Here is an 18,961-nt window from a genome sequence, read left to right on the forward strand (position 1 = left end):
AGGAGCACCTCACGCGGACCTATGAACGCGCCACGCAGGCCCCAGGAACACCTCACCCGAGCCTCTGAACGCGCCACGCGCGTCCCATGAGCGCGTAACGCAGGCCTATCAAGTCGTCACACGGGCAACATGTGTCACACGCGTCTTGTGGGCCTATCAACGCCTCACGCGGGAGGGACCTATGAACCGCTACGCCAGGTCTATTGCTGTCCCGGTCAGGTGGAGGGGCCGTTGGGCCGGGAGGGGGTCGTCGAGGGTGATGGCCGTGGAGAGGTCGTGGCCCTGTTGCAGCATGGCGGCGCGGGCTGTCGGGTCGTTCAGGGCGGCGTTGCGGGCGTCGATGGCCTCCTGGGTCGTGGGGGCGAGGAAGGCGCCGGTGCCGCGGCCGCCTTCCTGGCACTGGGTCACATACGGGCGGAGTCTGCGTTCGTAGCGGGTGAAGGCCGCTGAGTGGTCGTCGGGGGACGCCGCCAGTTCGGCGGCCAGGATGTAGGCGCCGATGATCGCTGAGCCGGTGCCCATCCCGCCGAGGGTGGCGCCGTACGCGGCGTCGCCGAGGAGGGCGATACGGCCCGTGGACCAGCACGGGACATCGACGCGGCTGATGGAGTCGAAGTAGAGCTCGTCGGCGGCCCAGAGGGTGTCGATCAGCTCCGGGGTGCGCCAGCCGGCTCCTTCGTAGGCTCTGGCTATTGCCTCTTTGTGGGCGGGCAGATCGCGCCGGCCGTGGGGCAGCTCCTCATCGGAGGCGAAGACGCAGAACGCCTCGCCCGTATAGCCCGGGTCGGTGCTGCGGCGTGGAGTTCGGCCGACGGTCGCTATGCGGCCCGGTTCGGAGTAGCCGACGGGTTGGGCGGCCAGGTCACCGGCGGACTCCGGGAGGTCCCAGGCGGCGACGTAGTAGCCGAGGCGGCTGACGAAGTCCTGCTCGGGGCCGAACGCCAGCCTGCGCACGGTGGAGTGCAGACCGTCCGCGCCGATCACCAGGTCGAAGGTGCGGGACGGGGTGCGCGCGAAGGTGGCGTGGACTCCGTCCGGGGCGGGCGTGAGGGAGGTGAGGGTGTCGTCGAAGAGGTACTCGGGCGCCGGGTGCCCGTCGGCAGCCACGGCCAGGCTGTGGTGGTAGAGGATCCGGGAGAGGTCGGAGCGGAGGATTTCGAGGTCGCCGCCGGTGAACTCCGGTGGCAGGGCAGCGAGTTGGTGGCCCCGTTCGTCGATGAAGCTCATGGCGGAGCCGCCGCCGGTGCTGTGGCGTCTGATCTCGTCCAGGATCCCCATGCGCTCCAGGACCGTCAGATGTGCCGCACCCCGGAAGTCGACCGCGAAGCCGCCGTCGCGCAGGGCGGGGGCCACCTCGACCACGGTGGGGCGGTAGCCGTGGCGGCAGAGCCAGTACGCGAGGGCCGGGCCGGCCACGCTGGCGCCGGAGATGAGGACCGTGCGGTTCCGACCGCCGTCGTTTCCACCATCGCTTCCGCCCTCACCTCCGCTGTCACCTCCGGCAGCGCTTCTGCCGTCACCTCCGGCACGACTTCTGCCATCGGCGCGGCTCTCGGGCCGGTGGGCGGGGCCGCCGCCGATCTCGGTGAGGCGGGCATCCGGGTCCGTGCCCGAGCCCACGCCCGAGTCCGTGCCCGAGCCCACGCCCGCCGTTTGCGCGCGGGACGTTTCGTACGCCTCGCGTCCCCTTTCGCGGGCCGTCGTCGTACGTCGAGTCATCGCTCTTCCCCCGTCATCACATATCCACATCCCACTCGGGCCTGGCTGGTCGGACCGGGCCGATGAGCGTGGGTCGGACCGTCCGACCGACAAAGGAACTGTATCCGACGGACACTGTTTTGTGTACCCCGGACGCAGTTTTAGGATGCGGGAATGGTGGGCGAGGACGAGAAGCGCAGTGTGTTCGGGGATCAGACAGGCAGTGTCGAGCTGCTGTGGGGCGGGCGGGAGCGGCCCAGCCGCGGGCCACGGCCCGCGCTGAGTCTGGAGCGGATCACCGGGACCGCCATCGCGCTCGCTGATGCGGGCGGGCTGGGGGCGGTCTCGATGCAACGGGTCGCGGGCGAGCTGGACTTCACGAAGATGTCCTTGTACCGCTATGTGCCAGGCAAGAACGAGCTGGTCGCGCTGATGATCGACAGCGCGATGGGCGAACCGCCACAGCTGCCCGAGGGGTGGCGGAACGGGCTGCGGGCCTGGGCGGGCGCGCTGACGACCGTCTACCACCGGCACCCCTGGCTGCTGGGTGCGGCCACCGGTCCGCGCGTCATGGGGCCGAACGAACTCGGCTGGACGGAGGCGGCCGTGGCCGCGCTGGCGGACACCGGGCTGAGCGGCGGGGAGCAGCTCGATGCCGTGGTCGTGGTGAGCGGCCACGTACGGGCCCCCGCGCAGGTGTCGGCCTCGATGGGGCTGGGCAGTGCGCGGGCTACGGAGCCGGAGCAGGTGATGAGCGCGGCGTTGAACGAGCTGTTGGTGGGGCGCGCCGACCGCTATCCGGCGGTCACCGCGGCGCTCGCCTCCACGGAGGCGGATGCGACCGCGCGCGACCGGGCGGACGAGTTCGGCCTGGAGCGCATCCTCGACGGGCTGGAGGCCTATATGGGCGGCAGCCGGTAGAGGGTGCGGGCCCCGGGCCTCGGGCGCTCGGGCCCCCGGACTCCGGGCTCCGGGCTCCCGGACTCGGGCTCCCGGACTCTCGGGCCCCGGGCTCTCGCGCCCCCGCACTCGGGCCCCCGGACTCTCGGGCCCGGGCTCTCGCCTTCTCGGACCCCCGAAGTCTCGGGCCCCGGACTCTAGGGCCCGGGGCTCTCGCCCCCGCACTCGGGCCCCCGGACTCTCGGGCCCGGGCTCTCGCCTTCTCGGATCCTCGCCCTCTCGGACCCCCGAAGTCTCGGGCCCCGGACTCTAGGGCCCCGGGCTCTCGCGCCCCCGCACTCGGGCTCCCGGACTCGGGCCCCCGGACTCTCGGGCCGCGGACTCTCACCCTCTCGGACCCTCGCCCGCTCGCCCTCTCAGACCCCCACCCTCTCGAACCCCCGAACTCTCGGCCCCCCGAACTCCCGGACCCTCATCCCCTCAAGCCCTCAGCCTCCCGAACCCTCAGCCCTCAGCCCTCAGACCCTCAAACCCCCATGCCCTCAGGCCCCTGGTGGGGCGGCCCCCTCAAGCAGGCAGGGTGCGCAGCCAGTCGAGCAGGAGCCGGTTGACCTCGTCGGGGCGTTCCTGTTGGACCCAGTGGCCGCAGCCTTCGAGGATGTGGGAGCCGGAGAGGGCCGGGAGGGTCACCGGGAACGCCTTGATGGCGTCGGCCAGCCACTTGGTCGGGGCGTCGCGGTCGCCGCCGATGTAGAGGGCGGGCCGGGTGATCGGGGCGCCCTGCCAGGGGGCGAGGTCCGCCCAGTCCCGGTCGACGTTGCGGTAGCGGTTGAGGGCACCGGTCAGGCCGGAGCGCTCGAATTCGCCGGCGTAGTAGTCGAGGTCGGCTTCGGTGAGCCAGGAGGGGCGGGTGGCATCGGCCGGGAAGCGGTCGGAGAGCTTGCCGCCCACAGGGACGGTGAGCCGCGTCAGCCCGTTGCCGTCCTGGTCGTCGGCGGAGGGCTTGGCGTCGCCCGAGAGGCCTGCGTAGATGCCGGCCAGCCAGCCGCGGACGTCCGGTTCGATCTCCGCCTCGGCGCGGCCCGGCTCCTGGAAGTAGCTGACGTAGAACTCCTCGTCGCCGCCCAGCAGCCCGAACGCCTCGGTGGGACGGGTGGTTCCGCGCGGCACGTACGGCACGCTCAGCAGGGCGACGGCGGTGAAGAGGTCGGGCCGGAGCAGCGCGGTGTGCGCGGCGATGGGCGCGCCCCAGTCGTGGCCCGCGATGATCGCGGTCTCCTCCCCCAGGGCGCGCAACACGGCGACGTTGTCGGCCACATGGGCCAGCATGCGGTAGGCCGACACCTCGCTCGGCTTGGACGACCGTCCGTAGCCGCGGACGTCGATGGCGACCGCACGATAGCCGGCGGCGGACAGCGCGGCGAGTTGGTGGCGCCAGGAGTACCAGGACTCGGGGAAGCCGTGGACCAGGAGGACCACCGGGCCGGTGCCCTGCTCGACGAAGTGGATGCGGCCTTCGGGGATCTCGGCGAAGCGGTGGACCGGGCCGGCGGGGTGGTCGGCCGGTTCCGTGGTCTGCGGCATGCGTCCTCCTGGTGGGCGGTCTCCCGGCGGGGCGGTCTCCGGGTGGGCGGTCTCCGGGTAGGGCAATCCTGGCGGGGCGGTCTCCTCAGCGGCGCCGCCCCTACAGCGGTCAGTACTGCGGTGGTCAGCCGTACAGCGGTCAGTCCTACAGCGTTCCGCCCCGTAGCGGTCAGCCATAGAGAGTTCCGCTGCAGCGGTCAGCCCTGGACCAGCCAGGCCTCCGTGTTGAGCCCCAGCAGTCACCCTACGAACTACAAACGCACGGTCTTCCGCGGTTGTTCCTTCGCGCCCGTCAAAAGGCCGTGCAGGCTGGCGAATTCGTCGACGCATTTGGCGGTGCCGTTGACGACGCAGTCCAGGGGCTGGTCGGCGACGCGTACGGGTACGCCCATTTCCTGGTGCAGCCGCCGGTCCAGGCCGCGCAGCAGGGCGCCGCCGCCGGTGAGGGCGATGCCGCGCTCGATGATGTCGCCGGAGAGCTCCGGCGGGCAGGCGTCGAGGGTCTGGTGGACGGCGCGGACGATCGCGTCGACCGGTTCGGCCAGCGCCCGGCGGATCTCCTCCTCGCCGATCTCCTGGAGGCGGGGCAGGCCGCTGACGTGGTCGCGGCCGCGGACCGTGTAGGAGGAGCGGCGGTCCGGCTCGCCGTCCTCGTCGACGTCGACGGGGGTCCACACCGCCGACCCGATGGCGATCTTGATGTCCTCGGCGGTGCGCTCGCCGATGGCCAGGGAGTGCTTCTTCTTGACGTACGCGGTGATCGCGGCGTCCAGGGCGTCACCGGCGACCCGCAGGGACTGGGCGGTGACCAGGCCGCCCATGGAGACCACGGCGACCTCGGTGGTGCCGCCGCCGATGTCCACCACCATGCAGCCGACCGGCTCGTCCACCGGGAGGCCGGCGCCGATCGCGGCGGCCATCGGCTCCTCTATCAGGTGCACCTCGCGAGCGCCGGCGCCGCGGGCGGAGTCGATGACCGCGCGCCGTTCGACGCCCGTGATGCCGGAGGGGACACAGATGACCACCCGTGGCCGGGAGAAGCGGCGGCTGGGCAGGGCCTTCTTCATCAGGGCGCGGAGCATCTGCTCGGCGGCCTCGAAGTCGGCGATGACGCCCTCCCTGAGGGGGCGCATCGCGGTGATGCCGGAGGGCGTGCGGCCGATCGTCCGCTTGGCCTCCTCGCCCACGGCGATGACCTCGCCGGAGGCGTTGACGGCGACCACCGACGGCTCGTTCAGGACCACGCCCTTGCCGCGCGCGTACACCAGGGTGTTGGCGGTGCCGAGGTCGATGCCTATGTCGTACGTACCGGAGGAAGTGCTGGACGCCATGGGGAGTGGGGTTGCTCTCTCGCGACGGGGCGGAACTGACGGGGACGGAACTGAGGGAACGGAAGTGAGGGGGACTGACTGACGGGGACGAAATGCGGAATTGCGCTGACGGGAACTGGGGGGCGGCGGGCCGCAGATGGCCTCATTGGGCACCAATGGGGTTCATTGCGGGCAATTAATAAGACTACTGGGGGCGTGGGATGGTTCCCCGTGCCCCCTCCTCGTGTGCTTCCGGGTCGCCGGACAGTGCCTCGGCCAGCTCGTCGAGGGCATCGAGCAGCAGCCCGGCGGCGCGCGGCGCGACGCCCTCGCTGCCCGTTTCGGCGTCCCACCATTCCCATACGGTGCGCAGGGCGCTCCAGTTCAGCGGGCCGCGTTCCCGTACGGCCTTGGTGGCGCGCTCCAGGCTCGGACGCAGTTCGGCGGCGAACGCTGCGGCGCCGGCGGAGGGTTCGGTGTCCTTGGCGGGCAGATGGGCCTCCAGGATCATGGTGACCCGGCCCATGGTGGCGAGCGCGGCGCCGGCCGCCTTCGCCGCGCCCGGCGACAGTCCGCGGTGCCGCACCGGCTCCTTCTCGGCGCGGTCCTCGCTCTTCTCCCAGGCGGCGCGGGCGGCCCGGGCGTCCAGCAGGGCCTCGCGGACCTGTCGCGGCCGGCGTTCCGCAGGCCGGGCGCAGGCCTCCCATACGGCGAGCGCATAACGCCCGTTGGTGTCCAGCCAGTCGGCGAGCCGGTCGCGCAGCCGGGGCGTCTCCCAGGCGGGGAACAGCGCGTAGGAGAGCATCGCCAGCAGCCCGCCGAGGAGGGTGAGCACGACGCGTTCCTGGACGGTCTGTTCCCAGCCGGCGCCGGCGATGCCCAGCAGGAAGACCACGTAGGCGGCCACGCAGGCGGAGGTCACCGAGAAGCCGGTGCGCATCAGCAGGTACATCAGCCAGACGCAGACCACGGCGAGCGCGGCGCTGACGTAGGCGCCGGGGTGCACCAGGGCCATCACCGTGCCCGCGACGGCGACGCCGACGAGGGTGCCGCAGAAGCGGGCCACGCCCCGGGAGTAGGTCTGTGCGAAGTCCGGGCGCATCACCATGACGGAGGCCAGCGGCGCCCAGTAGCCGTGGCCGAACGGCAGCGCGGTGCCCAGCAGATAGCCGACGGCGGCGACCGCGGCCACCCGCAGGGCGTGCCGGAAGATGTGCGAGGACCAGCGGGCCTCGCGGTGCAGGGAGCGCAGCGCGACCGGTACGAGCCGGGGGACGCTGGGGCGCAGCAGATGGCTGCCTTGTTCCCGCCCGCCCTGCCCACGTTCCGCCTCGGTGGTGGGGCGGGTGGCGCGTACCGGCTCGTCGGTGAGCTCGACGGCGTCGGCGAGCAGGGAGATCAGGCGGTAGGCGGAGCGCCGGGCGTGGCCGTTCAGCATCGGGCCGGTCGCCGGGACCTCCAGGGTGGCCATCGCCTCCGGCGGCAGCCGTACGGGGCGGGCGTGCCGTACGGCGTGGGCGACGGCGTCCAGGACGGTGGCCGCGGCGGCCAGCAGGTCGCGGGCGCGGTCGCGTTCGGGCCCTTCCAGGGGGGCGCCGACGACCGGGTCGGCCAGGGAGGCGAGGACCGGCCGGACGCGTTCGGCGAGGCCGCGTGGGCCGTGCAGCTGGACGGGGCGGCGGCGGGCCTGACGGGCGGTCACGGTGGCGGCGAGCCGGGCATCCATCAGGGGCGCCGGGTCGAAGGGTGCGACGGGGTCGTGCCGCAGCCTGCGGGCGTAGTCGGCCTCGGCGGCCAGCGCGTCGGCGAGCGCATCGCGCTGGGTGCCCCAGGGGCGGACCGGGAAGACGACGATCAAGGTGGCCTGGACGAGGCCGCCGAAGAAGATCAGCGCGGCGTGTTCCAGGGCGCCGAGGACGGAGGTCGGCAAGGTGACGGTGACCAGCATGATCGCCACGGTCTGGGTGCCGGCCAGCCCGGAGACCGGGCCGATCGCCCAGGCCATTCCGGCCAGCAGGGTCCAGCCGGAGAGCAGCAGGACGAACGCGGCGACATGGGCGGCGGCCAGATAGCCGAGGAAGGTGGAGACCGCCAGCGCGCCGGCGACGGCGAGCGCGAGCACCGGGCGCGGCCGCATGCTGCGCTGGAAGGTGACGATGCCGGAGGAGAACGCGCCGAAGGCGGAGGACACCGCGAGGGCGGGGTTGCCGCGCCACAGGCACAGGCCGATGACGAGGGCGACACCGGCCGTGCCGCGGACCGCGATCAGCGGGGTGAGCTTGGTCCGCTCGATGGTCAGCCCGGAGCGGGCGGCGTCCTTCAGGGCACGCGACCAGGTCATAACGAGAGGATACGGGTCAGGGCAGGGCGTACCGGGGCGGCGGGCGGACCGGCACCCCGGTGCGGCCCGGCGGGTCCGCCCCCGCGCGTGGACCCGCCGCGATCGCCCTGCCCACCGGGAAAATCCTGGTAAACCGGCCTTCCGGTGGGCGTAAAACATCGCAGGTCAGGAAGGGGAAGGCCGGATTCCGGGCTAGGGTGCGAGCAACCCGACACCCGCCGGGGGAAACCCGGGCGCGCCCCCGCGTCCTCTTGCTGGTCGGCCGGGACGCATCCCGGCAGGTTCGGCAAGGAGAAGGCCCGTGCGCAAAGCCCTGTTCCATCCGGTGGTCGCGTTGATCGCCCTGACCGTGCTCGTCACCACGGCCGGCTGCGGCACCAGCACCTCCCCGCCTTCCCCCGTACGCTTCGGCGGCGGCCCCAAGACGGGCGCCGCGCTGCACACCACGCCCCACGGGAAGCGCTCCCTGGTGCAGTGGCCCACCAAGCCGATCACCTTCCAGGAGGAGAGCCGGGTCGGCGGCGCCGGCGGCAACACCCCGATCGGCGTGACCACCCTGCACGGCCCGAAGTCCGGCTTCACCGGCAAGGTGTGGGTCTGGGCGCCGCCGGAGTACTACGAGAAGCGCAACGCCGACAAGGGCTTCCCGGTGATGGAGGCACTGCCCGGCGCGTACGGCTACCCCGTCAACTACTGGATCGGCTCCGACCTCAAGCTGGAGGAGAGCCTCGCCCGGTGGTCGAAGAACGGCACCAGCCTGCCCTTCATCGTCGTCATGCCGGTCCTCAACCCCAACGACAAGCAGTACTACGACGGCAGCGACATACCCGGCCAGCCTAAGATCGGCACCTGGCTCAGCCAGGACGTGCCCGACCTCGTACGGCAGAACTTCCGCACCCTGAAGACCCGTGACGCCTGGGCCATCATGGGCTCCTCCTCGGGCGGCTTCGCGGCCCTGAAGAACGTCCTGCAGAACCCGGGCACCTTCAAGGTGGCCATCCCCAACGGGCCGGACATCGTGCCCGATTCCCCGCTGTGGAACGGCCACGCCAAGGAGGAGCGGGACAACAACCCCGAGGAGCTGGCCCGCCGCCTGACGGCGCGCGGCGGACCGGAGGTCTATCTGGCCTTCCAGGACGGCTCGAAGGAGTACACCGTGCTGCCGAAGGTCCGGAACTTCATCGCCCGGTACGGGCGCGGCCCGGTGCACACCCGGCTCCAGATAGTGCCGGGCGGCACGCACAGTGCGGCCACCTACGTGCAGGGCCTGGGCGAGGGCACCCTGCGCTGGGTCAGCGCGCACATGCAGGGGCCGACCGCCTGATCACGGCGGCCGGGTCGTGGCGGTCCGGGGGCCGGGGCCGGCCCCCGGCCGCATCGTCGTGGTGCCTTCACGACACCACGTCCTTGCGCGCGAACCCCCGGAACGCCAGCGCGACCAGCACCAGCGCGTACGCCACCGACACCGAGGCGCCCTGGAGCATCCCAGACCACTCCACCGTCGGCTGCAGGGCGTCCGCCCAGGCGTACTGCCAGTGGGCGGGCAGCACGTCCCGCCAGCCACCGAGGGCGGTGACCTGGTCGAGGACGTTGCCGACGATGGTCAGTCCGACGGCGCCGCCGACCGCGCCCAGCGGCGCGTCGGTGACCGTCGACAGCCAGAACGCCAGCGCCGCGGTGACCAGCTGGCTGACGAAGACATAGCCGACCACGACCGCCAGCCGTCCCACCGCGTCGCCCGCGGACAGCGCCCCGCCGGTGGGCAGTTGCAGCGGCCCCCAGCCGTACGCGGCGGTGCCCACGCCCAGCGCGACCAGCGGCAGCAGCACCATCGCGGCGGCGCTGAACAGCAGCGCCACGGACAGCTTGGCCAGCAGCAGCCGGGCCCGCGGCACCGGCGCGGCCAGCAGATACCGCAGCGACGACCAGCTCGCCTCCGACGCGATCGTGTCACCGCAGAACAGCGCCACCGGCACCACCAGCAGGAAACCCGCGGACACGAACAGCACGGTCGCGGCGAAGTTCCCGCCGGAGGCGGTGGCGGCGGCCATCAGCGAGGCCCGGCCGCCGCCGCGGGTGGCCGGGTCGCCGCCGATCGCGAACGCCGCCACCAGCACGAACGGCAGCAGCACCAGCACCGCGGCGACGACCAGGGTGCGGCGGCGCAGCAGCTGCCGGCGGGCCTCCACGCGCAGCGGCAGGGTGCGGCGCGGCCGGTAACCCGCCGCCCGCCCGTCCCCGGGCACCGGCCCCGGCCCGCTCGCCGTGTCGGTTCCGCTCCCGCTCCCGGTCGTGGCGTCTCCCCCGGCATCAGCGGCCATCGTGCGTCCCCTCCGGTCAGCGGTCATCGGGCGTCGCCTCCGATCAGGGTGAGGAAGGCGTCCTCCAGCCGGTGGTACGGGCCCACGCGGTCCACCGGGACGTCCAGCCGGACGAGTTCGGCCACCAGCCGCGGCGTACCGGCGGCGTCCGCCAGCCGCACCAGCAGCCCGCCGTCGGCGCGGACCGCCGAGGCGACACCCGGCAGCGCGGCCACCTTCTCCACCACGGCGTCGGTGACCTCCCCGGCGATCCCGACCAGCAGGGTGTCGCCGGAGCCGGTGATCTCGGCGACCGGCCCGGCCTGCACCAGCCGCCCGCGGTCCATGACGACCAGATGCGTACAGCTCTGCTCGACCTCGGACAGCAGATGGCTGGAGACGATGACGGTCCGCCCGGCCGCGGCATAACGGACCATCACCTCCCGCATCTCGCGGATCTGCGGCGGGTCCAGCCCGTTGGTCGGCTCGTCGAGGATCAGCAGGTCGGGCAGGCCGAGCATGGCCTGGGCGATCGCCAGCCGCTGCCGCATGCCCTGCGAGTACGTGCGGACCGCGCGCTGCAGCGCCTCCCCCAGGCCGGCGATCGCCAGCGCCTCGTCCAGGTGGGCGTCCTCGGCGGGCCGGCCGGTCGCCTGCCAGTACAGCTCCAGATTGGCCCGGCCGGACAGATGCGGCAGGAACCCGGCGCCCTCGACGAACGCGCCGACCCGCGACAGCACCGGCGCACCCGGCCGCACCGCCTGCCCGAAGATCCTGACCTCGCCCTCGTCCGGCGCGATCAGACCCATCAGCATCCGCAGCGTCGTCGTCTTCCCGGCACCATTGGGCCCCAGCAGCCCCAGCACCTGCCCCCGCTCCACCCGGAACGACAACTCCCGCACGGCGTACCGGTCCGCGGACCCCGCGTACCGCTTGCTCAGGCCGCGGATCTCCAGCGGCACCCCGGTGAGCGCCGGATCGGGCGGGGGCGCCGCGGTCCGGCGGCGGGCGGTGAGCAGCAGCAGCCCGGCCAGCACGGCGGCCGCGGCGGGCAGCGCCCAGGTCCACGCCGGCAGCGGCGCGGCCGCGCTGCGCACCTGCGGCACGGTCGGCACGTCCAGCACCCCGCCGCCCTGCAACGACACGGTGTACGCGGTGGGTTCGGCCGGTGAGGCGTAGCCGAGGTCGGTGGCCGCCAGGACCAGTCGCATCCGGTGCCCGGCCGCGAACTCGTGGTCCGCGGCGGGCAGTTGCAGCCGCACCGTCCGGCCCGCGCGGGCGTCCGCGATGCGGTACGGGGCGACGAGCTGCGCGGGCAGCACCTGGCGGCGGCCGTCCGGGGCGACGTCGTAGAGCTTGGCGAAGAGCACCGCGTCCCGGGAGCCGGACCGTACGCGCACGGTCACCTCGGGACGGCCGGTCAGCCGGACCGCCGAGGACAGCGGCGCCGACTCGAACCGGGCGTACTGGCCGGGGAAGTCCAGCGACAGCCCGCCGGAACCGAGCGAGGAGAGATCACCGAGCGCCCCCACCCCGGGCACCGCGGAGATCGCCGGCGGCCCGGCGCCGGCCGGATTGCGGAAGGTCTGGGTACGGCCGGTGAGCCGGATCCGCCGCGGGTCGTGCGCCAGCCCGGCGTACCGGTCCGCGCTCGCCCCGCGCAGCCGCACCGCGCCGTCGGTCGAATCCACACCCCCGGTACGGCTGATCCGGAACCCTGGCCCGGTGTCGGCGCCCTTGTCGCCCTTCAGATAGCGGTCGAACCACGCCGCCGTACGGCCCGTCAGGCGGGCGGTCTCCCGGTCGCCGCCGTCGTGGCCGCCGGCGATCCAGTCGACCGCGACCGGTGCCCCGTTGCGGCGGATCGCCCGCTGCACGGCATCGGCCTGGTCCAGGGTGAACAGCGAATCGGTCTGGCCCTGCATGATCAGCGTGGGGACCTTGATGCGGTCCCCGACGGCGGACGGACTGCGGGCCGCCAGCAGCCTGCGCGCCTCCGCATCCGGCCGGCCGGAGACCGCGGTCCGCTCGTACATCCGGCACAGCGCCGGCTCGAACCGGCCGCAGCCGCCCGAGGAGGCGGGCGGGGTGCGCGGCGCGCCGGTGGGGGCGCCGGACTGGCCGGTGGTGAAGAAGATCCCGGCCCACAGCTTCTTGAACACCCCGTGCGGGAAGAGCGCGTCGGCGAGGTTCCAGTACGTGATCTGCGGGGCGATCGCGTCCACCCGCCGGTCGTACCCCGCGGCCAGCAGCGACACCGCCCCGCCGTACGAGGCGCCGGCCACGCCCACCCGGGGGTCGCCGGGCCGGTCGAGGCGCACCTCGGGCCGGCGGGCCAGCCAGTCGATCAGCCGGCGGGCGTCGGCGACCTCGCCGTCCGGGTCGTTCAGCCCGATCTTCCCGGTGGACCTCCCGAATCCGCGCGCCGACCAGGTCAGTACGGCATAGCCGTCCCTGGCCAGCCGCTCGGCCTCGGGGCGGACGTCGGCCTTGCTGCCGCCGAAGCCGTGGCCGAGCAGCACCGCGGGCCGCCGGCCGGACGCCGGGCCGGACGTGAAGAAGGAGGTGTCGATCCGCACCTTCTTCGTGCCGCCGGGACGTTCCGGCAGGGACAGCATCCGGTCCTCGCGGTGCACCGCGGGCGCCGCGTCCGAGGAGGCCGCCGCCCAGGTGCCGCCCCCTGCCAGCACGGCCAGCGCGCCGACGGCCGCATACAGCCGCCGCCCGCGCAGCGCCGCACGCGACCGTGCCCGCCGCCCGAAACCTCGCAGATCCATACCGCGATCCTAGGTACGGGACAGTGCGGGCGGCCGGTACCCCGGGGCGAACCCCAAGGCCTCCAGGGGGAGTACGATCCCGCCCCCGGCTACCACGGATGCGGTATGCGGGCGCGGACCGAGGCTCTCGCCGCTACGGACCGTCGGCCGGTGCCGGGCCTCAGTACGGGGCGGGGCCGAAACCGCCCGGCGGCTGCGGCGGGTTGCCCGGCGGCGGCACCTGCGGGCCGCCGGCCGGAGGGCCGGGCGGCACCGGCGGCACCGGCGGCTGCCAGCCGGGTGCCGGCGGCTGCCAGCCCGGCGCCGGCGGCTGCGGCGGACCGGCCGGCGGGACGGGTCCGGGCACGCCGAACTGCGGCGCGGGAACCGGCGGATACCAGGCGGGGGCCACCGGCTCACCGCGCGCCATCAGCGCCAGCAGCGCCGCCGAACCCAGCAGGTCCAGCAGCAGCTGCACATCGCCCAGAACGCTCAGGCCCGGCATCGACTCGTTCAGGGTGAACAGGTCGCCGTTGCCGGCCAGCCCGATCAGCGTCAGCAGGGCGCCCGGCAGCGACACCACCGACAACCCGATCGCCAGGCCGCGCGCCGCACCGCCCCGCATCAGGCTGTTGAGCGCGGCCAGCGCGGTCAGGACCAGGAACACCAGCCCCGACCAGCCCGGCGCCAGACTCAGCAGCGACGGCAGCGCGCCCCGCCCGAGGTAGAGCATCTCGAAGGAGCCGATGCCGTTCTGCACCAGCATGTAGAGGTGCCAGACGACCAGGCACAGCGCCATCGCGCCGAGCAGCAGCCCGGCCACCACACCGGCCTGCCCGGCGGGCCGCAGCGGCGGCTCACTGGGCTTCGGGCGGGGCCACGCCCGCATCCCGGCGAGCAGCACCACACCGGCGACGAGGGTCAGCAGGAACAGCAGACCGCTGCTGATGAACACCCCGTCGAAGGTCGAGGTGCTGGTCTCCGCGTGCTGGAACCACTTGTCGTCACTGGTGTGGTTGCCGACGCTGACGATCGCCTGCAGCGTCGTCGCGAAGGTCAGCGTCGTCGCCACCGCGAGCAGCCCGCCGGCCACCCGCTGCCCGGCGAACGCCGTGATCACCGCCGCCAACTGCACCAGCGCCAGCCCCAGATGGAACGGCCCGGTGACCTGGTTCAGGCCGGCGGGACGCTGGAAGGTCCAGAATTCCCACATCCCGTCGATGCCGAACTCGCCCAGATCGACGGCCAGCCAGTACGCCGTGAACAGGAAGAAGAGCAGGCAGAACGCCCCGCCCGTGATGCGGGCGCCCTTGGCGAGCGCCATGGATGACTGCATTCGTCCCCCGTTGTCCCCGGTGCCCCGTCAATCCGGCGCGCCGCTCGTCCCTTCACTGCGAGGGAGCACCGTAGCAATGCGCCGCGCCGCGGTCCGCCCCGGCCCGGACACCACCGGACCCCCCGCCGGGAACGGGCCGGCAGGGGGTCGGGTCATGCGGTTTTGTCAGTGGTTGCTGGGAAAGCCCAGGTTGATCCCGCCGTCCGACGGGTCCGGCCAGCGGGTCGTGACGACCTTGCCGCGGGTGTAGAAGTGCACCCCGTCGTTGCCGTAGATGTGGTGGTCGCCGAAGAGCGAGTCCTTCCAGCCACCGAACGAGTGGTAGCCCACCGGCACCGGGATCGGCACGTTCACGCCGACCATGCCGGCCTCCACCTCCAGCTGGAAGCGGCGGGCCGCGCCGCCGTCCCGCGTGAAGATCGCGGTGCCGTTGCCCCACGGCGAGTTGTTCATCAGCGCGATCGCCTCGTCGTACGTCTCCACCCGCACGACCGACAGCACCGGGCCGAAGATCTCGTCACGGTAGGCGTCCATCTCCGGCGTGACGTTGTCCAGCAGCGAGACGCCGATCCAGTGGCCGTCCTCATAGCCCTCGACGGTGTAGCCCGTGCCGTCGATGACCACGTCCGCGCCCTGCGCCGCGGCACCCGAGACGTAGGAGGCGACCTTGTCGCGGTGCGCCTTCGTGATCAGCGGGCCCATCTCGGACGCCGGGTCCTCGCCCGGGCCGATCCGCAGCCGGTCGGCGCGCTCCTTGATCTTGCCGATCAGCGGGTCCGCGGTGTCCCCCACCGCGACGACCACGGAGATCGCCATGCAGCGCTCACCGGCCGAACCGTACGCGGCGTTGATCGCCGAGTCCGCGGCCAGGTCCAGATCGGCGTCCGGCAGCACCAGCATGTGGTTCTTCGCGCCGCCCAGCGCCTGGACCCGCTTGCCGTTGGCCGTACCGGTGGTGTGGATGTACCGGGCGATCGGCGTGGAACCGACGAACGAGACCGCCGCGACGTCCGGGTGCTCCAGAATCGCGTCCACGGCCACCTTGTCGCCGTTGACGACGTTCAGCACACCGTCCGGCAGACCCGCCTCGGCCGCCAGCTCCGCCAGCTTGAACGCCGCGCTCGGCACCTTCTCGCTCGGCTTCAGCACGAAGGTGTTCCCGCAGGCGATCGCGATCGGGAACATCCACATCGGCACCATCGCCGGGAAGTTGAACGGCGTGATGCCCGCCACCACACCCAGCGACTGGCGGATCGACGCCACGTCCACCCGCGTGGACACCTGCGTGGACAGCTCGCCCTTCAGCTTCTCCGGGATGCCGCAGGCCAGCTCGATGATCTCCAGACCGCGGGCGACCTCACCGAGCGCGTCCGAGTGCACCTTGCCGTGCTCGGCCGTGATCAGCCGGGCCAGCTCCGCACGGTGCGCGTCGACCAGCTCGCGGTACTTGAACAGCACCGACGTGCGCTTCGCCAGGGAGCTGCTGCCCCACGTCGCGAACGCCTCCTTCGCGGCACGCACCGCCGCGTCCACCTCACCGGCCGAGGCGAAGGCGACCTGCTTCTCCTGGGCGCCGGTGGCCGGGTTGTAGACCGGACCGAAGTTGCCGGAGACGCCCTCGACGGGCTTACCGCCGATCCAGTGGCTGATGGTCTTCATGCGAGGGGCCTTTCTGGGGTGACGACTTCGCTTGACGATGTGTGGAACGTGGGTCAGAGGTGGCGGCGGCGCCCGGCGGCCTGCCGGTCGTACGCCGCACGCGCGGCGACCGCCGCCGGACGCGTCGCGGTCTCGGCAACAGGAACATCCCACCAGGCCTGCGCCTCCGGCGCGCCCGGCACAGTGTCAGCCGTTTCGGTCTCGACATAGACACATGTGGGCCGGTTCGCGCCACGCGCCTCGGCCAGCGCCGCCCGCAGCTCACCGACCGTCGCGGCCCGGATCACCCGCATCCCGAGCGAGGCGGCGTTCGCGGCCAGATCCACCGGCAGCGGCGCCCCCGTGTACGTGCCGTCCCCGGCCCGGAAGCGGTACGCCGTCCCGAACCGCTCCCCGCCGGTCGCCTCGGACAGCCCGCCGATCGACGCGTACCCGTGGTTCTGGATCAGCACGATCGTCACGTTGATGCCCTCCTGCACCGCGGTGACGATCTCCGTCGGATTCATCAGATACGTACCGTCGCCGACCAGCGCCCACACCGGACGGTCCGGCGCGGCCAGCCGCACCCCGATCGCCGCCGGGATCTCGTAACCCATGCAGGAGTACCCGTACTCCAGGTGGTACTGCCGGCGGGACCGGGCCCGCCACAGCTTGTGCAGATCACCCGGCAGCGACCCGGCCGCGTTGATCACGATGTCGGACTCGTCCACCAGCGCGTCCAGCGCCCCCAGCACCTGCGTCTGGGACGGCCGCGCCGACGCGTCCGCGGCACCGTACGCCGCGTCCACCCGCCGCTCCCACTCCTCCTTCGCCGCCCCGTACGCCGCCTCGTACTCCTTCTCCACCCGGTGCCCGGCCAGCGCGTCCGTCAGCGCCGCGAGGCCCGCCCGGGCATCGGCGACCAGCGACAGCGCACCCAGCTTGTGGGAGTCGAACGCGGCGATGTTGAGGTTGACGAACCGCACGCCCGGCTCCGCGAACAGCGTCGCCGACGCGGTCGTGAAGTCCGTGTAACGGGTGCCCACCCCGATCACCAGATCCGCCTCACGGGCCAGCGCATCCGCCGTCGCCGTACCGGTGTGCCCGATCCCGCCCACGTCACACGGGTGGTCATGACGCAGCGACCCCTTACCGGCCTGGGTCGACGCCACCGGGATCCCGGTCGCATCGGCGAACGCCCGCAGCGCCTCCTCCGCCTCCGAGTGGTGCACCCCGCCACCCGCGATCACCAACGGCCGGCGGGCACCGCGGACCGACCGCACCGCCTCCGCCAGCGCCGCGGCGTCCGGCGCCGGCCGCGGCACCCGCCACACCCGGTCGGCGAAGAACTCCTCCGGCCAGTCGTACGCCTCCGCCTGCACGTCCTGCGGCAGCGCCAGCGTGACCGCCCCGGTGTCCACCGGATCGGCCAGCACCCGCATCGCCTGCATCGCCGCCGGAATCAGCGCCTCCGGCCGGGTCACCCGGTCGAAATACCGCGACACCGGACGCAGCACGTCATTGACCGACACATCACCGGCGTACGGCACCTCCAACTGCTGCAGCACCGGCTCCGCGGGCCGGGTGGCGAAGGTGTCACCGGGCAGCAGCAGCACCGGCAGCCGGTTCACGGTGGCCAGCGCCGCGCCCGTGACCAGGTTCGTCGCGCCCGGCCCGATGGACGTGGTCACGGCCTGCGCGGACAGCCGGTCGCACTGCCGGGCGTAACCGACCGCGGCATGCACCATCGCCTGCTCGTTACGGCCCTGCAGATACGGCAGCGCCGTACCGGACTCCAGCAGCGCCTGGCCGATACCGGCGACATTGCCGTGGCCGAAGATGCCCCAGCAGGCACCGATCAGCCGCTGCCGCCGGCCGTCCCGCTCGGTGTACTGGTGGGCGAGGAACTCGACCAGGGCCTGCGCGACGGTCAGGCGGCGGGTCGTCGGGGCGGCGTTCATCAGACGTCTCCTACGGGCGCGTCGTAGAGCGGAAGGCGGGGGTCGACGGGCTGGTCGGGCCAGGTGTCACGGATCCAGCCGTGCTCGGGGTGGTCACAGATCAGCCACTCCCGCTCCTCCCCCGGGCCGGCCATGACGTTGAGGTAGTACATGGCGTGGCCGGGCGTCGCGATCGACGGCCCGTGCCAGCCGTCCGGGATCAGCACCGCGTCGCCGCCCCGCACCTCGGCGAGCACGTCCGTACCGCGGCCGTGCCCGGACGGGCTGACGCGCTGATAGCCGACGCCCTCCGTGCCGCGCGCGGACGCGATCTCGAAGTAGTAGATCTCCTCCAGCTCGGACTCCACGCCCGGGCGGCACTCGTCGTGCTTGTGCGGCGGGTACGACGACCAGTTGCCGCCCGGGGTGAGCACCTCCACCGCGATCAGCCGGTCGCACTCGAACGTGCCGGCCGCGGCGAAGTTGTTCACCTGCCGCGAGCAGTTCCCGCGGCCGCGCAGCTCCACCGGCACCTCGGAGGCGGCACCGTAACGGGCCGGCAGCGTCAGCTCGCACCGGGCCCCGGTCAGCGCGAACCGGCCCCCGGCGTCGCTGGCGATGCCCACCTGCGCGTCCCGCGGCACGTACGCGAAGTCCGTGACGCCGCTGAACACGCTGTCCCGGCCGAGCAGTTCGAACTCCTCCCCGTTGTCCACCACGACCGTGCACCCACCGGACAACGGCAGCACGATCCACTCGCTGTCCCCGGTGCCGAACGCGTGGTGCCCCCCGGGCGCCAGCTCCAGGACCCGCAACGAGGAATACCCCCAGCCGGCCCGCTCCGGGTCGATGTCCACGGCGTAGGGCCCGCGCGCGGCTTCCCCGGCTCTGAGGTGGAAATCGGCAAGGGGGCGGTCGGCGGCTGTGGGAGGGGCAAGGGGGCGGGCACCGGAGGCGGTACGGGGCCCGGCCTCGGGGCGGATACCTGCCTCGGGGTGGGGGCCGGAGGCGGTACGGGGCCCGGCCTCCGGGCGGGGGCCGGCTTCAGGCTGTGGGCCGGCCTCGGGATGGGGGCTGGCCTCGGGGCCGGTCCCGGCCTCGGGGCGGGTCCTGCCCCTCCCGGTCGGGGGGAATTCAGCACTCATGTCTAAAGTCTCC

The 18,961-nt window shown here is 73.1% G+C and carries 12 protein-coding genes; 2 read left to right on the forward strand and 10 right to left on the reverse strand.

Features of this window, described 5'->3' with window-relative positions; all coding sequences use genetic code 11:
* Window positions 1–189: 189 nt before the first annotated feature.
* A complete protein-coding gene (locus AB0E02_RS28760; protein ID WP_362144351.1) occupies window positions 190–1,431 on the reverse strand; it encodes an FAD-dependent monooxygenase in 1,242 nt (413 codons plus the stop codon).
* Window positions 1,432–1,872: 441 nt separating this feature from the next.
* Here AB0E02_RS28760 and AB0E02_RS28765 point away from each other — a divergent pair, with 441 nt between their 5' ends.
* The gene (locus AB0E02_RS28765) at window positions 1,873–2,619 is read left to right on the forward strand and encodes a TetR/AcrR family transcriptional regulator C-terminal domain-containing protein (protein ID WP_362144252.1); all 747 of its coding nucleotides are present in this window, start codon (window positions 1,873–1,875) and stop codon (window positions 2,617–2,619) included.
* A gap of 546 nt (window positions 2,620–3,165) precedes the next feature.
* Here the strand turns inward: AB0E02_RS28765 and AB0E02_RS28770 are convergent.
* From AB0E02_RS28770 to AB0E02_RS28780, 3 genes are all read right to left on the reverse strand, one after another.
* Complete coding sequence (locus AB0E02_RS28770) at window positions 3,166–4,182, reverse strand: alpha/beta hydrolase (protein ID WP_362144255.1); 1,017 nt, start codon at window positions 4,180–4,182, stop codon at window positions 3,166–3,168.
* 251 nt (window positions 4,183–4,433) lie between these two features.
* A complete protein-coding gene (locus tag AB0E02_RS28775) occupies window positions 4,434–5,513 on the reverse strand; it encodes a rod shape-determining protein (protein ID WP_362144256.1) in 1,080 nt (359 codons plus the stop codon).
* Between the two features lie 184 nt (window positions 5,514–5,697).
* On the reverse strand, window positions 5,698–7,833 hold the full coding sequence (locus tag AB0E02_RS28780; RefSeq protein WP_362144259.1) for an FUSC family protein: 2,136 nt from the start codon (window positions 7,831–7,833) through the stop codon (window positions 5,698–5,700).
* A 301-nt stretch (window positions 7,834–8,134) separates the two neighbouring features.
* Between AB0E02_RS28780 and AB0E02_RS28785 the strand changes: the two genes are divergently transcribed.
* Window positions 8,135–9,157 carry an alpha/beta hydrolase-fold protein gene (locus AB0E02_RS28785; protein ID WP_362144262.1) on the forward strand — a complete coding sequence of 341 codons (1,023 nt, stop codon included), beginning with the start codon at window positions 8,135–8,137 and terminating at the stop codon, window positions 9,155–9,157.
* Between the two features lie 67 nt (window positions 9,158–9,224).
* Here the strand turns inward: AB0E02_RS28785 and AB0E02_RS28790 are convergent, their stop codons facing one another.
* From AB0E02_RS28790 to iolB, 6 genes are all read right to left on the reverse strand, one after another.
* Entirely contained in the window at window positions 9,225–10,154 is a 930-nt protein-coding gene (locus AB0E02_RS28790) for an ABC transporter permease (protein WP_362144265.1), read from the reverse strand.
* Between the two features lie 23 nt (window positions 10,155–10,177).
* Window positions 10,178–12,910: an alpha/beta fold hydrolase gene (locus AB0E02_RS28795; protein WP_362144267.1), complete on the reverse strand. Its 2,733-nt coding sequence runs from the start codon at window positions 12,908–12,910 to the stop codon at window positions 10,178–10,180.
* A gap of 160 nt (window positions 12,911–13,070) precedes the next feature.
* A complete protein-coding gene (locus AB0E02_RS28800) occupies window positions 13,071–14,225 on the reverse strand; it encodes a hypothetical protein (protein ID WP_362144270.1) in 1,155 nt (384 codons plus the stop codon).
* A gap of 165 nt (window positions 14,226–14,390) precedes the next feature.
* Window positions 14,391–15,884 (reverse strand): CoA-acylating methylmalonate-semialdehyde dehydrogenase, encoded by a 1,494-nt coding sequence (locus tag AB0E02_RS28805; RefSeq protein WP_362144273.1) that lies wholly within the window; start codon window positions 15,882–15,884, stop codon window positions 14,391–14,393.
* Window positions 15,885–15,937: 53 nt separating this feature from the next.
* Window positions 15,938–17,824, reverse strand: a complete 1,887-nt coding sequence (gene iolD / locus AB0E02_RS28810) for a 3D-(3,5/4)-trihydroxycyclohexane-1,2-dione acylhydrolase (decyclizing) (RefSeq protein ID WP_362144276.1) — start codon at window positions 17,822–17,824, stop codon at window positions 15,938–15,940.
* Window positions 17,824–18,948 (reverse strand): 5-deoxy-glucuronate isomerase, encoded by a 1,125-nt coding sequence (gene iolB / locus AB0E02_RS28815; RefSeq protein WP_362144279.1) that lies wholly within the window; start codon window positions 18,946–18,948, stop codon window positions 17,824–17,826. Before iolB ends, iolD begins: the two co-directional genes overlap by 1 nt.
* Window positions 18,949–18,961 lie beyond the last annotated feature (13 nt).

Source organism: Streptomyces sp. NPDC048196, assembly GCF_040652715.1.
Classification (GTDB): Bacteria; Actinomycetota; Actinomycetes; order Streptomycetales; family Streptomycetaceae; genus Streptomyces; species Streptomyces siderophoricus.

What these genes read in the sequence shown, in the direction of transcription:
- AB0E02_RS28765 (WP_362144252.1), top strand. Translation starts at nt 1,873, where the DNA reads ATGGTGGGCGAGGACGAGAAGCGCAGTGTGTTCGGGGATCAGACAGGC.
- AB0E02_RS28770 (WP_362144255.1), bottom strand. Translation starts at nt 4,182, where the DNA reads ATGCCGCAGACCACGGAACCGGCCGACCACCCCGCCGGCCCGGTCCAC.
- AB0E02_RS28775 (WP_362144256.1), bottom strand. Translation starts at nt 5,513, where the DNA reads ATGGCGTCCAGCACTTCCTCCGGTACGTACGACATAGGCATCGACCTC.
- AB0E02_RS28780 (WP_362144259.1), bottom strand. Translation starts at nt 7,833, where the DNA reads ATGACCTGGTCGCGTGCCCTGAAGGACGCCGCCCGCTCCGGGCTGACC.
- AB0E02_RS28790 (WP_362144265.1), bottom strand. Translation starts at nt 10,154, where the DNA reads ATGGCCGCTGATGCCGGGGGAGACGCCACGACCGGGAGCGGGAGCGGA.
- AB0E02_RS28795 (WP_362144267.1), bottom strand. Translation starts at nt 12,910, where the DNA reads ATGGATCTGCGAGGTTTCGGGCGGCGGGCACGGTCGCGTGCGGCGCTG.
- AB0E02_RS28800 (WP_362144270.1), bottom strand. Translation starts at nt 14,225, where the DNA reads ATGCAGTCATCCATGGCGCTCGCCAAGGGCGCCCGCATCACGGGCGGG.
- AB0E02_RS28805 (WP_362144273.1), bottom strand. Translation starts at nt 15,884, where the DNA reads ATGAAGACCATCAGCCACTGGATCGGCGGTAAGCCCGTCGAGGGCGTC.
- iolD (WP_362144276.1), bottom strand. Translation starts at nt 17,824, where the DNA reads ATGAACGCCGCCCCGACGACCCGCCGCCTGACCGTCGCGCAGGCCCTG.
- iolB (WP_362144279.1), bottom strand. Translation starts at nt 18,948, where the DNA reads ATGAGTGCTGAATTCCCCCCGACCGGGAGGGGCAGGACCCGCCCCGAG.